Source organism: Desulforhopalus glucosivorans (assembly GCF_054397165.1).
Window position 1 is genome coordinate 2614896 of record NZ_AP044854.1, and the last position, 14684, is coordinate 2629579.

General features: G+C 43.9%; 15 protein-coding genes. 7 read left to right on the forward strand and 8 right to left on the reverse strand.

Going from position 1 to position 14684, the window contains the following annotated elements; all coding sequences use genetic code 11:
- Positions 1-19: 19 nt before the first annotated feature.
- The 4 genes from ACX6CI_RS11355 to ACX6CI_RS11370 form a co-directional block, all read right to left on the reverse strand.
- On the reverse strand, positions 20-535 hold the full coding sequence (locus tag ACX6CI_RS11355) for a YceD family protein (RefSeq protein WP_458778271.1): 516 nt from the start codon (positions 533-535) through the stop codon (positions 20-22).
- Positions 536-895: 360 nt separating this feature from the next.
- Complete coding sequence (locus ACX6CI_RS11360; protein WP_458778272.1) at positions 896-1501, reverse strand: MlaC/ttg2D family ABC transporter substrate-binding protein; 606 nt, start codon at positions 1499-1501, stop codon at positions 896-898.
- Positions 1502-1688: 187 nt separating this feature from the next.
- Complete coding sequence (locus tag ACX6CI_RS11365) at positions 1689-2732, reverse strand: ABC transporter permease (protein ID WP_458778273.1); 1044 nt, start codon at positions 2730-2732, stop codon at positions 1689-1691.
- On the reverse strand, positions 2732-3784 hold the full coding sequence (locus tag ACX6CI_RS11370) for a microcin C ABC transporter permease YejB (RefSeq protein ID WP_458778274.1): 1053 nt from the start codon (positions 3782-3784) through the stop codon (positions 2732-2734). Before ACX6CI_RS11370 ends, ACX6CI_RS11365 begins: the two co-directional genes overlap by 1 nt.
- Before the next feature lie 283 nt (positions 3785-4067).
- Between ACX6CI_RS11370 and rnd the strand changes: the two genes are divergently transcribed.
- Positions 4068-5213, forward strand: a complete 1146-nt coding sequence (gene rnd, locus ACX6CI_RS11375; RefSeq protein ID WP_458778275.1) for a ribonuclease D — start codon at positions 4068-4070, stop codon at positions 5211-5213.
- Positions 5214-5281: 68 nt separating this feature from the next.
- A complete protein-coding gene (locus ACX6CI_RS11380) occupies positions 5282-5764 on the forward strand; it encodes a hypothetical protein (RefSeq protein ID WP_458778276.1) in 483 nt (160 codons plus the stop codon).
- Positions 5765-5814: 50 nt separating this feature from the next.
- Here the strand turns inward: ACX6CI_RS11380 and ACX6CI_RS11385 are convergent, their stop codons facing one another.
- The 4 genes from ACX6CI_RS11385 to ACX6CI_RS11400 are packed head-to-tail and all read right to left on the reverse strand — an operon-like array spanning position 5815 to position 9954.
- Positions 5815-7116 (reverse strand): tetratricopeptide repeat protein, encoded by a 1302-nt coding sequence (locus ACX6CI_RS11385; protein ID WP_458778277.1) that lies wholly within the window; start codon positions 7114-7116, stop codon positions 5815-5817.
- A 59-nt stretch (positions 7117-7175) separates the two neighbouring features.
- Positions 7176-7859, reverse strand: a complete 684-nt coding sequence (locus tag ACX6CI_RS11390) for a CBS and ACT domain-containing protein (protein WP_458778278.1) — start codon at positions 7857-7859, stop codon at positions 7176-7178.
- Between the two features lie 54 nt (positions 7860-7913).
- A complete protein-coding gene (locus ACX6CI_RS11395; RefSeq protein WP_458778279.1) occupies positions 7914-8873 on the reverse strand; it encodes a histone deacetylase family protein in 960 nt (319 codons plus the stop codon).
- Positions 8874-8931: 58 nt separating this feature from the next.
- Positions 8932-9954, reverse strand: a complete 1023-nt coding sequence (locus ACX6CI_RS11400) for a YhdH/YhfP family quinone oxidoreductase (protein ID WP_458778280.1) — start codon at positions 9952-9954, stop codon at positions 8932-8934.
- A 398-nt stretch (positions 9955-10352) separates the two neighbouring features.
- Here ACX6CI_RS11400 and ACX6CI_RS11405 point away from each other — a divergent pair, with 398 nt between their 5' ends.
- The 5 genes from ACX6CI_RS11405 to ACX6CI_RS11425 all read left to right on the forward strand — a co-directional run bounded on the left by ACX6CI_RS11405 (position 10353) and on the right by ACX6CI_RS11425 (position 14630).
- Positions 10353-10982 (forward strand): TetR/AcrR family transcriptional regulator, encoded by a 630-nt coding sequence (locus ACX6CI_RS11405; RefSeq protein WP_458778281.1) that lies wholly within the window; start codon positions 10353-10355, stop codon positions 10980-10982.
- A 62-nt stretch (positions 10983-11044) separates the two neighbouring features.
- Entirely contained in the window at positions 11045-12592 is a 1548-nt protein-coding gene (locus ACX6CI_RS11410) for an acyl-CoA carboxylase subunit beta (protein WP_458778282.1), read from the forward strand.
- 12 nt (positions 12593-12604) lie between these two features.
- Positions 12605-13018, forward strand: a complete 414-nt coding sequence (locus ACX6CI_RS11415; protein WP_458778283.1) for an OadG family protein — start codon at positions 12605-12607, stop codon at positions 13016-13018.
- Positions 13019-13053: 35 nt separating this feature from the next.
- The gene (locus ACX6CI_RS11420; protein WP_458778284.1) at positions 13054-13446 is read left to right on the forward strand and encodes a biotin/lipoyl-containing protein; all 393 of its coding nucleotides are present in this window, start codon (positions 13054-13056) and stop codon (positions 13444-13446) included.
- Between the two features lie 17 nt (positions 13447-13463).
- A complete protein-coding gene (locus tag ACX6CI_RS11425; protein WP_458778285.1) occupies positions 13464-14630 on the forward strand; it encodes a sodium ion-translocating decarboxylase subunit beta in 1167 nt (388 codons plus the stop codon).
- The last annotated feature ends 54 nt before the right edge of the window (positions 14631-14684 follow it).

The window sequence follows — 14684 nt, forward strand, 5'->3', positions numbered from 1 at the left end:
TTTTATACCAGATTGATTGCTACTTTTTATTAATATTACCAAGAATCGCAAAAGGCGAATCACTATAATCAGCAGAGCAACTACAGTTTTCACTATTTAATTGCGCTCCGCACCCCTGGCAGATGCCTTTGCAACTTTCGCTGCACAACATCCGAACAGGGCTCTCCAGATAAGCTTGCTCACGCAAAATCTCATCGGTATCTATCTCTGGTTGCACAAGATAGAGCGTGTTCACATCATCATCTGAACACTCAACCTCCTGCAAATCCGAACTTTCTTCCTTCTTACCAGTGACAACGTATTCAAAACAACTCTCGATTTCACTGTCAACCTGCTTTCCGCAACGCCCGCAAAGCCCCTGAAGAGTTCCCTTCAGTTCTCCTTTGAGCATTACAGTTTCAGGATCTAACCGACAAACCGAAATCCATGGAGTGGTGTGTACAGTAAAGCTACCGAGCTCTTCCGGGGACCAACCTACAGCCTCCAAATCATATCGATCTGTTTTTCCGACAATTTTATCAAATGCAATTTTCATTACTTCTCACATTTTACTGACACTGAGGCCAGCTCAAAAATTAAAGGAAAGGAAAAATAATCAATTTCTTTGCAATTGGCTAGAAAAAAAAGACAAACGACCCAAGATTCTGTAGATAATCGTCTTTGTAACTCAGCTACTATACGTTGACTCCAACAAGAAAACCCCGTCTAAAGATAAGTAACCATGGAGTTAAAGGTTATAACTCATCAAGACAAACCTTCCTTTACATAGAGTGGCCCTTCGATCGATTTTCACAAATAAAGTTGAATAGAACTCCAAACCACAACGGCTTCTCTTCACAAAATCAACAAATCAACAGTCACTGGAACTAAATCCATCTATACTGCATATGTTTTTCTACTCACCTTCAGCAAAGGCCTTATTCTTTTCTTCTAGAACTTTCACTAATCCTTCATACTTATCTTTTCTGAGAATAGACTGGAACTGCTGCTGATAATTACGAACAAGACTCACACCTTCAATATTGATATCATAGACCACCCACTTCTCATCACCCTTACGCATAATATAATGAACAGGAAGTTTAACCCCACCCTCTTCTATCATAGTAGTGACTTGTGCCCTTGTTCCTTTTTTAATTTTTTCTTCAACATACTCTATGCCACCACCTGAATACCCTTCGAGTTTTCCGACGTAGACATTTTCCATGAGCTTAGTCATTATTTCGGTAAAGTTTTCTTTCTCCGCGTCATCTAATGTCCCCCAGGTTTTCCCGAGAACTAGCCTGGACATCTCCTTGAAATCAAATCCTTTCTTAATCTCTTCCATTATTTTACTGCGACGCTCTTCCTTTTTCTCATCACCTTTAAGACTTTCATCCCCCAGTAAAGCAACAAGACTCGCAAGAGACGGCTTTAAATCTTCAGTGGGTGAATCCCCAGCAAATACCGGAGTAACTGATACAAAGAAAAGAAAACAGATAAGTTGAAGTAAAATTTTCATAATAGTATGCCCTATAAATTGATTGTGCAGAGTATATGTATCTTTAACCCAAAGAAGATTTGGGTTAGTCCAAATATTTTCACAAGCTCGGCTGCACGATAAAAACTGTCCAACAAGAAGTCAACTCCAAGATTATTACTAATGAAATGATATCAATATGTTCAAATGAAGTACAACTGTAACAGTTTCATCCTTTTTTAGGATCAAAACTCTCTCGTAGCGCCTCACCTATAAAGATAAGCAAAACAAGCATTCCCACAAGGACAGAAAAAGCGGAGACAGACAACCACCACGCCTCAATATTACCCTTTCCCTGTGCAAGCAACTCCCCAAGGGACGGTGTGGAAGGTGGAACACCCAAGCCTAAGAAATCAAGACTTGTTAAGGCCAGTATAGAAGCAGACACCCTAAACGGTAAAAACGTGATCACAGGAGTGAGACTATTGGGCAAAAGGTGGCGGACTATTATTTTGCTATTGCTCACGCCAAGAGCTCTTGCAGCCTTCACATATTCAAGATTACGGCCCCGCAAAAACTCCGCCCTGACATAATCGGACAAACCCATCCAACTAAAGAGTGAAAGCAAAATAAGAAGCAGTAAAAGACTTGGCTTAAATATCGACGCAAAAATAATCAGAAGATATAATTCAGGAACGGCCCCCCACACCTCTATAAAACGTTGAGAATACAAATCCAGCCGCCCACCAAAGTAGCCCTGCAGCGCACCAAAAAAAATCCCAACCAACGTTCCAACAGCAGTCAACGCAAAACCAAATAACACACTTACCCGAAAGCCATAAATGATCCTTGCAAGAACATCCCTCCCCCTGTCATCTGTCCCCAAGAGATTCGTGCCTGATGGTGATGAGGGAACTGGGCCGTAAACATACTGATTAATGGTATTGTAACCATAAGGGTTGGGCGGAAATATCATAAAATTCCCATCTTCTGACAGCCTTTTCTGAATAAACGGTTCAAGATAATCAGTTTCAGTCAGAAATTCCCCACCAAACTGTGTTTCAGGGTACTCATTAAAAACAGGGAAATAAAAACCACCCTGATACCGAACAACTATTGGGTGATCATTACTTACAAATTCCGCAAACAGACTGACCACAAACAAAAAAGTAAACAGAACAAGACTTACATAACCACGGCGATGTCTTTTAAATCTTTGCCATATAAGGATGTTCTGACTGGCAGAACGAGTGAGTTTTTGACCTGATTCCATTATCTACCCGCCTCACCAAAACCAATACGAGGGTCAGCAACGGCATAACTAATATCAGAAAGCAGCCTTGCCACAAGTCCAATAACTGTAAAAAAATAGAGGGTGCCCAGCACCACAGGGTAGTCCCGATTCATCACTGACTCATAGGCAAGCAGCCCCATACCATCGAGGGAAAAAATCGTTTCTATAAGCAGACTGCCGGTGAAAAAAGATGCAAGAAAATAACCGGGAAAGCCAGTAATTATAGGAATAATAGCATTTCTAAATACATGTTTATACAGAACCCTCCCTTCAGAAAGACCTTTTGCTCTTGCAGTCAACACATATTGTTTACCGATCTCTTCAAGAAATGAATTCTTAGTAAGCATTGTCATTACAGCAAGACTTCCCACAGCAGTGGCTGTAATTGGCAAAACCATATGCCAAAGGTAATCAACAATCTTCATGACAAGGGTCAACTCAGAAAAATTATCTGACACAAGCCCTCGCAGTGGGAAAATAGACCAAAAACTTCCACCACCAAAAAGAACCACCAGGAGAATACCTAAAACAAAACCGGGAATTGCATAGCCAACAAGAATAACGGTAGAGCTAACCACATCAAAACGAGAGCCATCAGTAACCGCTTTTTTAATCCCTAAGGGGACACAAACTCCATAAACAATCAAAAATCCCCACAAACCAAGGGACATAGAAACGGGAAGTTTTGAAATAACCAGATCAACAACAGTCTGGTGAGAGTAATAGGAAACACCAAAATCAAAAACCAGATACTTTCGCATCATTGAGATAAAACGAGTAACAGGAGGCTCATCAAAGCCATACATCACCCTCAACTGCTCAACCCGCTCGCTACTCAGGCCACTATCGCCACGGTACAAGGAACCGGACGACACCACCTCACCGCCAGAACTGCCAACACCCTCAAGCTCTGCCACAAGCCTCTCAACAGGCCCTCCCGGGACAAATTGTGCGACCGTAAAGGTAACAAACATTACCCCGACAAGGGTTGGCACCATCAATGCTATTCGTTTGATTATATATAAAAACATAGATCATCCACACCCAAAGTGTTTATAAAAACCGGGGTCAAGACTAAAGCATCAACTATAGCAAATAAACCAGTGAATAGAATAATAATTCTTGTCTTTTACTGCTCTTTATGTCTTTTTACAGCTATATAGACTATACTCTTTTCTAAAGCAGGAGAACCTACTATATACATATTTTATTATACCCTGAACACACCTTAAACGGTGGTTTATTCAGATATTTTACGGCAGATAATCGAAGTTAACTGATAGATATTTTTTAGCAGACCAACAGGCACCAGGCATGGAAAAGTTGAACACATTAATTCAAAACGAATCGGATCTTAACCTACTCGTACAAAAAGCACGACAAACTGACGCAGTAGCCCTGGACACAGAGTTTGTATGGGAGAGAACCTACTACCCTCAACTTGGCCTCATTCAAATCGCATTATCCGATGAAGAATGCTACCTCATTGACCCAATTGCCATTAAAGATCTCTCCGCCCTTGGAAAACTTCTCTCCGATCGAGGAGTCGTTAAAATATTACACGATGCTCCTCAGGACCTTACCATACTCCACCGCGCCACTGGCGCTGTACCACAGAATATTTTTGACACCAGACTCGCTGCAGGATTCTCTGATCTTGAGGCTACACTTTCACTGGCCTACCTGATCAAAGAACTTCTCGATATTGACCTTGCCAAAAATGAAACTCGGACCAATTGGATCAAGCGCCCACTCTCTGAGGCACAGGTTGAGTATGCATTAGATGATGTACGGTACCTCCGCGCAATCCGAGTACTCCTTCTCACCCGAATCATAGGCCCCAAAATAAAGTCCTGGCTCCAGGAGGAACTCAACCTTCTCAATAACCCTGCCAACTACAACTGTGCCAACCAACATGAAAGATACCGGAAAATTCGAGGCGCCAGCAATCTAAGTCAAAAAGAACTCGCTATCTTAAAGAACTTATCCATCTGGCGGGATGGTGTAGCACAAAAACGAGATCGCCCCCGCGGTCATATTATTAAAGACACCGGACTTCTTGAGATCGCCAAAGTACAGCCCCGTGACATAGAGATTCTCAAGAACAAAACATCACTTTCTGACAAGGCTATTTCACGATATTCAAACAATATTATTGGAATTGTCTCAGCCACAAAGGAGCAGGATCCCTCACACTACCCTGAACAGAAACTCCCAACACGCTTAAACAGTGGCGAGAAAAAGACCCTTGAGAACCTCAATGGTTTAATTGCTCTAAAATGCGAGCTGCTGGGCATAGCCCCCAGTCTTATCGGTAACGCTTCGGAACTTAAGCAACTCACGAGAACCTTGCGTACCAACAAAGCTCTGAATATTGAACAACTGAGACAAACCTCAGGGTGGAGAAAAAGTTTCCTGGAAGATTTTTTCAGACAAGCCAGGAAAGACAGAAAAAGCTGAGATAACAGACAATACCGAGATAAACTACAAGCCAGAGACCATGTCACATTATTTTCAGAGGTAGCATTATGAAATCTATATATACAATTACTCTCACAGCAATCCTTGTCCTGTCATTTTTCATTACCACAAGCACAATCTGTTTTGCCGCTGAGACATACAAAGGGTGGGAAAAAGATTCCAACTACAACGCCTTGTACAATCACAAAGAAAGAGACTCCCTCAAAGGAAAACTCCTCAAGTTCAAGAAAATAACGCCACTCAAAGGAATGGATACAGGAACTGCGTTTATCCTCCTTGAAGGTGATGAAGAGATTCTTGTTCACCTCTGTCCATGGGACTATGCAAACCCCAAAGAGACCGGCCTTCGAAAAGGTGTGAAAACAAAAATCAAAGGTGCCTGGGCTGTCATTGATGATGAAGACGTTTTTATAGCGGCAAAAGCTAAACAAGGCGAAGATTATGAGTTTAAGGTACGACTCACTAAAGATGGTACCCCATTCTGGACCATGTCGGACGAGGAACTCGCAAAAGAAGCCGAAAAGCAGTAGGCTGCCTGCCTCGGCAAGTAGACTTCAAACCCGAAAAGACACGAACTGGCTTATTGCACAGACTCTTCTCCACGAACTTCATCCTTTAACGATGTGATCGGCGAATCATTACAGACCAACGGTTGCTCTGCGCAAAGTATTTCCAAATTACGCCGGGCAACCTCGTTTCCGTTACCAGCAGCCCTGCTCCACCAGAGATGTGCCTTATCTACATCAGCCTCAACTCCAACTCCCTTAATATAACAGTACCCCAGCCTACTCTGAGCAAGAACAAAACCCTGCCTGGCGGCCTTTAGCCACCAGTCAAAGGCCTTTTCCTCACTTCGCTCCACACCTTCGCCTTTAAATAGCATCCGTCCGAGATTATACTGCCCTGCGGGATCACCATTAGCAGCGGACGTCTGATACCAGTATACCGCCTGCTCACTATTCTGGGTCACACCAATCCCGTGACTATATTTCCAGGCTATAGTATTTTGGGCAAGAAGATAATCCTGCTTTGCGGCCTTTAAAAACCACTCGGCAGCCTTCTCCTCGGATAAATCGGTCCCATCTCCCTTAGCATACATCATGGCAAGATTATATTGAGCACTGGGCACACCTTTTGACGCTGCCTGAGACGTCCAGTAAAAAGATTTCTCTACATCTTTATCCACCCCATCACCGAGGTAATACATATTTGAGACCTTTCCCATCGAAACAAGATCACCACCCCGGGCAACGGTTAAGAATTTCGTAAATGCAAGGGCCTTATCAATCGGAACCCCATGACCGCGATAATACATCCATGCGAGTTGTTTTTCAGCATCATGATCACCAGCAGATGCCATCTTTTCCAACCAAAATATAGCGCGTTCAAAATCCTTATCTATTCCGTCACCGGACAAATACATCTCAGCGACCTGGCCCATAGCAGGTGAGAAACCATTTTCAGCGGCGCGTAGAAACCAACCAAAAGCACTCCTCTGATCTTTACCAACCCCTTGCCCAAGAAAGAGTGCCCGCCCATATTGATATTGACCTTCAGCATTGCCTGCCTGGGCAATTTTTTCTAGCCAATACATCGCTTTCCCAGGATCCTCTTGCACACCTAACCCAGCGAGGTACATTGCAACAACCTGTCCCTGTCCCTCCAGGTTACCCTGGCGAGCCGCCTGCAGAAACCAGCGGTACGCCTCATGCTTATTACGGTCGCCCTCAAGATAATACTGCCCCAATTGCACCATGGATGGCACATCTCCCTGATTACCCTTCTCAATCAGGTCTTCAACTCCCCCCTGAGCACAAACAAATGACGCCGACAGGAGAGAGCTAATAAAACAACCAAGAATGAGTTTTTTCAAATAGGACATATTTTCTCTTTTAACAGCGCAATACAACAGTCTGAAAAACACACAATATCAATTCCCCCCTACTCTTTAGGAGTGGTGGGCAACTGATCGAGATACCACTTCATTGGGTCGATCAGTTCAAAACCAATATCCACTAGTTTTTGTTTTATATTTATCACGTTATTTGTGAGCAGGTATGGAAAAATTGCCCTCTTATTATTCTCCCAATGTCTTGTCACAAGCACACTGCCAAGAGAAATATTTTCTTCACTTATTACATCAACGACCTTTTTCATCTGTCCAGGTTGCTCAGTCACAACAATACACAGTAAAGTACCTGGCTCATCAATATTGAGTACACTAACAAAGGCCTTTAACAAATCTCTCGTCGAGAGAATGCCCTTCAAGTACCCCTCCTCATCCACCACCGGCAATGCACCAATTTTTTTCTTCTGCATTACCAAAAGAGTGTCCTGCAGGGTATAGTATGGATAAATAGTTAAAGGTTTTGGAGTCATTATATCGGACACAGGATAACCACCGATCTTGCCTAGCGTAGTTTCATAGTCCGGCTTTTTCAATAGAGTAGACGGCATTGCATCACGCATATCCCTATCCGAAACAATCCCAAGAAGCTTTCCACTCTTATCCACAACAGGCAAATGACGTATATTTTTACTCACCATCAATTCTTTTGCCTCAAAGATCGCCAACTCAGGTTCAACAGTGATCAGGTCAGTTGCCATTCTTTCACTTACAAACATAATTCCTCCTGTAATCCTATCATGTTAACACGCTAAAACCACAATCTATGTATTTTAAAATGATCGCAACTCACAGAGCATCTTGATGTGATTTTCAACAAGCAAAGGAAGCACATCAAGGTTATATCCACCCTCTAACACCGACACGACCTTACCATCTACAAAACGGTTCACGAGATTAAGTATCACATCACTTACAAAGTCATAACCATCTGTCGTGAGACTTGTACCTGACATCATATCCTCTACATGGGCATCAAAGCCCGCGGATAATAAAATAAATTCAGGATTAAATCTTTTTACAGCAGGAACCATATCCTGCATAAGAAGACGGCGATACTCTTCATCTCCTCTACCGGGCAAAACCGCCGAATTTTTCGTAAAACCTTCCCCCTCCCCCACACCTTCCTCAAAGTCCCGTCCAGTTCCCGGGTAGGCAAAAGAGGGGTGTTCATGGATAGAATAGTACAATACTGAAGGATCTTTATCAAAAATATGCTGGGTACCATTGCCGTGATGAACATCAAAGTCAATTATGGCCACCCGTTTAATATTATATTGTGCCTGTAAATACCTGGCTCCAATAGCAACATTGTTAAAATAGCAAAAGCCCATGGGCTTATCGACCTCTGCGTGATGCCCAGGCGGCCTCACTGCACAGAAAGCCCGCTCCACATCACCTTTCATCACACTATCGATTGCTGTCAGCACTCCACCAACTGCCAGATAAGCAGCATCGTATGTCTCTCTACATATAGCGTTGTCTGCATGTTCGAACTCTCGCAAGCCCCAGGAACACGCCTCTTCAAACCTTGTAATATAATGGATATTATGCACAGCCTCAATCCATCGCTGATTGGCGGGCTCTGCTTCGATTTTTGTCAGTTTCTCTAGAGTCCCTGTTTTCACCAGATAGTTGTATATTGCCTTTAATCGCTCAGGAGACTCAGGATGAGCCTCACCTGTGTCATGCAACAGATACCTTTCATCGTAAACAAATCCTGTTTTTTTCATAAAAGTTCCTTTTCCGGTTGACCACTCTTCCCAGCACCCCCAGGACAGCCTTACAGATTTACCCTGCCATGTTCACCACTACGCGCCCTCTCTGCTTACCATTTAAAATGAAACCTATTTCAACATCAAGATCCTCAAGGGTAACTTCACGACTGATTGCTTCTAAACTACTCAGCTTCCAGACTGTACCAAGCTTATTCCAGATCTCCTTGCGATAGCTAATAGGACAGTTTTGTGAATCAATACCCACAAGAGTCACCCCCCTCAAAATAAAAGGGAATACGTTTAATGGAAGATCAGCAGATGCAACATTACCACAACAGGTTACCACACCCAGAGGATTGGTTGCCTTTATAGCGGCCACAAGCAGATCGCCACCGACAGTATCAATGACACCTGCCCAACGTGTCTTTAAGAGCGGACGCTCAGCACCCTCTGCTGCACTTGCCCGATCAATCACATCCTTTGCCCCAAGGTCCTGCAAAAATTTTTCAGCACCAACCTTACCGCTCACGGCCACAACTGAGTATCCAAGCTGAGCAAGGATCGATACTGCAATGGAACCAACACCACCAGTTGCACCTGTCACCAAAACATCACCAGCCTCGGGGCCAACAGTACGCACTAAGGCATCAACCGACATTGCTGCTGTAAAACCGGCTGTTCCATACACCATACTCTCTTTCAACTGTAACCCATCTGGTAGAGGCACCACCCAGCTGGCGGGCACTGTAATAAGTTCCCCATACCCTCCTGGAGTATTCATCCCAAGGTCATAGCTTGTAACTATCACCTGATCACCAACTTTAAAATTCGCATCCCTGCTCTCAGCCACTATACCTGCGGCATCAATCCCCGGAGTATGTGGGTAGTTCTTAGTAACGCCTCTATTTCCGGTGGCTGACAGCGCATCCTTATAATTAAGAGAAGAATAGTACACCTTAACGCGCACCTCACCATTGCCAAGACCTTCAACCGAACGTTCTTTTATACCCCGGGAAAAGGTTCCATCATTTTCTTCTGTCACCACCATGGCACGAAAGGTTTCACCCAGCATCACTTCCTCCTCAAAAAAAAGCATTATACAATTCCTGACAACTCCAGCACTCGTGAGTTTATGAACAAATGCCCAAGCATGCCAATTAACAAGGCCCAACATCAAGATAAAAGGCCCAGACAAAAACCACAACAATCTTATTACCCTAATTACCTTCCTTCTTTTTTCTTGACAAAAAACCAAGACCTAATATAAATAAAGAGTAACATTGTTACTCATTATTTATTTTTATCATTTAACTTATACACACAGTTATACTTTTTACACGTTTTTTCAACAAGAAAGAGTGCTTTTAGATTAAAATAACAACAATATACTTTTTCACGAACAAGCTGAACAGCAATACATTTTAACTAGATATTTCAATTATTTAAAAACGAAGACACCCTAAGAAAGACAAAATATGGTTGGAAACGATAACGATGTTAGACAACCTCAATAAAGATGTAAAAAAAAGACTTGAAGTTGCTGTTATGGAGGTTTTTTCCACTTCCGACTTCCATAAGGCAAGCATCAGGGACATAGCCGATAGTGCGGGTGTCAGCTTTACAACCATCTACAAACACTTCGGTAGCAAGGAACGTTTACTCTTTGCCTTCGTCAATTTTTGGATGGAACGTCTAACAGATCGTATTGAAGACCATTTAAAAGGCATCGAAGACCTGAAGGAGAAGTTGAGAAAGGTTTTTTGGTTACACCTCGACTTCTACGAAAGGCATGAGGAACTCGGAAGAATTCTCTTTATAACACTACCCATGAAAACATGGATGGTAGATGAAAGTTTCGACCAGAAAAGAAGGGTACGGCTCATAATTGAAGTTTTCAAAGATGGCCAACAACAGGGCATTATCAATCCAAACATGCGGGCTGGGTCTCTACTTGATTTTCTCTTAGGCTTTATCCAGCGCACGTTTTTCATGTGGATTATCAGAGGGCAACAGGGCAATCTCGCAAGCGAAGCAAATGGACTGTTTGAGATGGTTTGGCAGGGAATCGCAAACCCAGCCATTATTGAATATAAGAGCAGCACCAGTACAGATGAAACTGAGTAATTACGGTTATCCAACAAAATCTTAACCGCAACGCAACTTAAACTGATCAGGGAGCTCACAACATGTCAGTAGCTAAAAGGGAATTCCTCCAGGAGAAACGAGACAAAATTGCTCTGGGAGGCGGTGAAGACCGGATAAAAAAGCAACACGCCAAAGGTAAAATGACGGCGCGAGAGCGCCTTATCCATCTTTTTGATCCCGGCACTTTTATCGAAACCGATGCCTTTATCAAAAACAGATGCACCCGATTTGGCATGGACAAACTCGATTTTGAAGGTGAGTCAGTTGTAACAGGTTACGGCCAGGTAAATGGTCGCATTGTATACGCCTTCTCCCAGGACTTTACCATCACAGGTGGAGCACTAGGCGAGATGCATGCAAAAAAGATCGTGAAAGCGATGGACAGTGCTGCCAAAATTGGATCTCCAATTGTAGGCATAAACGACTCGGGTGGCGCACGCATCCAGGAAGCTGTAGATGCACTCTCTGGTTATGGAGATATCTTTTTCAGAAACTCTATATACTCTGGCGTTATTCCACAAATATCTGCCATCATGGGCCCATGTGCCGGTGGCGCAGTCTACTCACCAGCTCTTACGGATTTTATCTTTATGGTGGATAAAACATCCCAGATGTTTATTACCGGTCCCCAGGTAATTAAGACCGTAACAGGTGAAATTGTATCAGCAGAGGATCTTGGTGGGGCGATGACACACAATAGCGTCTCAGGCAATGTGCATTTTATGGCTGACAATGAAATTCAGTGTCTGACTGATATTCGAACGTTGATCTCTTACCTGCCCTCAAATAGCCTTGAGACAACACCAAAGTCTGAAAGCCAAAATGACATTAACAGGCAGATCGACGAGCTCGATGACCTCGTCCCAGACAACCCGAATAAGCCATACAACATCCTTGATGTGATTATCCCAATTGTTGATCAGGGCGAATTTATGGAATACCAGCCATACTTTGCAAAAAATCTTGTTACAGGTTTTGCCAAAATTGATGGTAGATCAGTAGGAATTGTGGCCAATCAGCCAAATGTAATGGCAGGATGCCTCGATATGAATGCTGGCGATAAGGCAGCACGCTTTATCAGAACCTGTGATTCATTCAATATTCCTCTGCTCACCTTTGTTGATGTCCCCGGCTTTCTCCCTGGCACTAATCAGGAATATGGTGGGATCATCAGGCACGGAGCAAAGATTCTCTACTCCTACAGCGAGGCAACTGTTCCTAAACTTACCGTTATCACCCGAAAAGCCTATGGTGGAGCCTATGTAGCCATGTGCTCCAAATCTCTTGGTGCAGACATGGTCTTCGCCTGGCCTTCTGCTGAAATTGCAGTCATGGGGTCTGAAGGAGCTGTAAACATCATCTTTAAAAATGATATCGCAAAAGCCGAGGATAAAGTTAAAACAAAGGCAGAAATCCTCAAAGAATACGCTGCTGAATTTGCGACCCCTTATAAGGCTGCTGAACGAGGTTTTGTTGATGATGTCATCGACCCCCATGCCTCACGCCAGCGGATCATTGATGCCTTCAATATGTTGGAGGGAAAACGTGAAAAACGACCTGCCAAAAAACACGGCAACATTCCACTCTAACAGGAGATATTCATGACAACCACAGAACTCCTGGAAATTTTTGCTAACGGTGAACTTATAGAGTCTCTTTCCATGGGAGACAAGGTAACAGCGAGCCTGATTACGACAGTACTTGGAATGGGAATCACCTTTTCAGCGCTGATTGTTTTGCTGTTCATCATGAACTGGATGAACAAAATACTGAACAAAGAACCTGTAGCTGTAACAACAAATCAACCAGCCCCTGCCCCCCAGACAACACCGAAGCCCCCGGCCAAGCCACAGGTTGATGAAAATGAGGTTGTAGCAGCAATTACTACGGCAATCGCAATGTCACTTGGCACATCTGCATCTAATATTGTGATTCGAAATATTGAAAAAGTTGAAAATCGGACCCCACAGTGGAACAGGGCAGGCGTCATAGAACAGATGAACAGCAGACTATAACTACGCAATCATTACGCACTATAATGAGGAATAAAATGAAAAAGTTCAGAGTTTTAGTTAACGGTAGCGAATACAACGTTGAAATTGAAGAACTCAGTGGAGGTTCCACTGCACCTGCCCCGGCAGCACCTGCGCCAAAACCTGCAGCACCTGCTGCCAAACCGGCAAGCCCAGCTCCTGCAAAACCCACTCCTGCAAAAGTCGAAGCAACCGTAGGTGGAGCTATCATTGCTCCTATGCCCGGCACAGTCCTCAGCGTGGCCGTTGAAGTTGGCAGTGCTGTCACTAAGGGACAAACCCTGCTGGTTCTAGAAGCTATGAAAATGGAGAATGAGATACAAGCTCCTGCTGACGGCACTGTCCAGGAACTTAACGCTTCACAGGGACTCTCAGTCAATGCAGGCGACACCCTTATCGTCCTGTCTTAATACCCAGGAGACACACCATGCTGGATGCACTAATCGATTTCTTCAAAAGCACTGGTTTTTACGGGCTTACCTTTGGTTCAATTACCATGTTAGCCGTTGCTTGCCTGTTGCTCTATCTCGCAATCGTTAAGAAATTTGAACCTCTGCTCCTCGTTCCTATCGCCTTTGGCGTACTTCTCACAAACCTGCCTTTTGCCGGACTCATGGCAGAACCTGTGATGGAGATAAAAGAAAATGTTATCCACACCGTACAACCCGGTGGTTTGCTCTACTACCTCTTCCAGGGAGACCACTTAGGTATTTTCCCGCCCTTGATATTTATGGGTGTGGGCGCAATGACTGACTTTGGCCCACTTATCGCTAACCCAAAATCTCTACTCCTTGGTGCAGCTGCCCAGTTTGGAATTTTTATCACCTTTATTGGCGCAATCGCCTCAGGGCTCTTTACCGCCCAGGAAGCAGCATCAATTGGGATTATTGGTGGTGCTGATGGACCGACTGCGATTTTTCTTTCATCTAAACTCGCACCGCACCTCCTCGGCCCAATTGCCATTGCAGCGTACTCCTATATGGCTCTTGTACCTATTATACAACCGCCTATCATGAAGTTTCTGACCACCAAAGAAGAGCGCGTCATTCGCATGACCCAGCTCCGCGTTGTTACCCAGAGAGAAAAAATCATATTTCCAATCATCGTCACTGTAATCGTCTCACTCATGGTACCCCCCGCAGCGACTCTTATCGGAATGCTGATGCTCGGCAATCTCTTCAGAGAGTGCGGTGTTGTTGGACGCCTTGAAGATACCGCAAAAAATGCCCTTATTAATATCATTACAATTTTCTTAGGCGTAACCGTTGGTGCTACGGCCACTGCTGAACAATTTTTAAAAATCGAAACACTTGCCATACTCGCCCTTGGAGTAACTGCATTTGCAATCGGTACAGCGTCCGGTGTACTCCTTGCCAAACTGATGAACAGACTGCTTAACATGAACATCAACCCACTTATCGGATCTGCAGGTGTGTCTGCCGTTCCAATGGCGGCTCGGGTCTCCCAGGTTGTTGGCCAAAAAGAAGATCCAGGCAATTTTTTACTGATGCACGCCATGGGACCAAATGTGGCTGGTGTTATAGGTTCCGCTGTATCAGCCGGTGTGCTTCTATCACTTTTTGGAACCAATTAATCACTAATTTTTAAGGACTCAGCTCCAAGAGACAAAAATGCATAGAAACTTAAC

Bases quoted from the DNA above. Each gene is read 5' to 3' on its own strand.
- ACX6CI_RS11395 (WP_458778279.1), bottom strand. From the start codon at position 8,873: ATGAAAAAAACAGGATTTGTTTACGATGAAAGGTATCTGTTGCATGAC.
- ACX6CI_RS11390 (WP_458778278.1), bottom strand. From the start codon at position 7,859: ATGTTTGTAAGTGAAAGAATGGCAACTGACCTGATCACTGTTGAACCT.
- ACX6CI_RS11420 (WP_458778284.1), top strand. From the start codon at position 13,054: ATGAAAAAGTTCAGAGTTTTAGTTAACGGTAGCGAATACAACGTTGAA.
- rnd (WP_458778275.1), top strand. From the start codon at position 4,068: ATGGAAAAGTTGAACACATTAATTCAAAACGAATCGGATCTTAACCTA.
- ACX6CI_RS11380 (WP_458778276.1), top strand. From the start codon at position 5,282: ATGAAATCTATATATACAATTACTCTCACAGCAATCCTTGTCCTGTCA.
- ACX6CI_RS11400 (WP_458778280.1), bottom strand. From the start codon at position 9,954: ATGCTTTTTTTTGAGGAGGAAGTGATGCTGGGTGAAACCTTTCGTGCC.
- ACX6CI_RS11425 (WP_458778285.1), top strand. From the start codon at position 13,464: ATGCTGGATGCACTAATCGATTTCTTCAAAAGCACTGGTTTTTACGGG.
- ACX6CI_RS11415 (WP_458778283.1), top strand. From the start codon at position 12,605: ATGACAACCACAGAACTCCTGGAAATTTTTGCTAACGGTGAACTTATA.
- ACX6CI_RS11370 (WP_458778274.1), bottom strand. From the start codon at position 3,784: ATGTTTTTATATATAATCAAACGAATAGCATTGATGGTGCCAACCCTT.
- ACX6CI_RS11360 (WP_458778272.1), bottom strand. From the start codon at position 1,501: ATGAAAATTTTACTTCAACTTATCTGTTTTCTTTTCTTTGTATCAGTT.
- ACX6CI_RS11385 (WP_458778277.1), bottom strand. From the start codon at position 7,116: ATGTCCTATTTGAAAAAACTCATTCTTGGTTGTTTTATTAGCTCTCTC.
- ACX6CI_RS11365 (WP_458778273.1), bottom strand. From the start codon at position 2,732: ATGGAATCAGGTCAAAAACTCACTCGTTCTGCCAGTCAGAACATCCTT.
- ACX6CI_RS11410 (WP_458778282.1), top strand. From the start codon at position 11,045: ATGTCAGTAGCTAAAAGGGAATTCCTCCAGGAGAAACGAGACAAAATT.
- ACX6CI_RS11355 (WP_458778271.1), bottom strand. From the start codon at position 535: ATGAAAATTGCATTTGATAAAATTGTCGGAAAAACAGATCGATATGAT.
- ACX6CI_RS11405 (WP_458778281.1), top strand. From the start codon at position 10,353: ATGTTAGACAACCTCAATAAAGATGTAAAAAAAAGACTTGAAGTTGCT.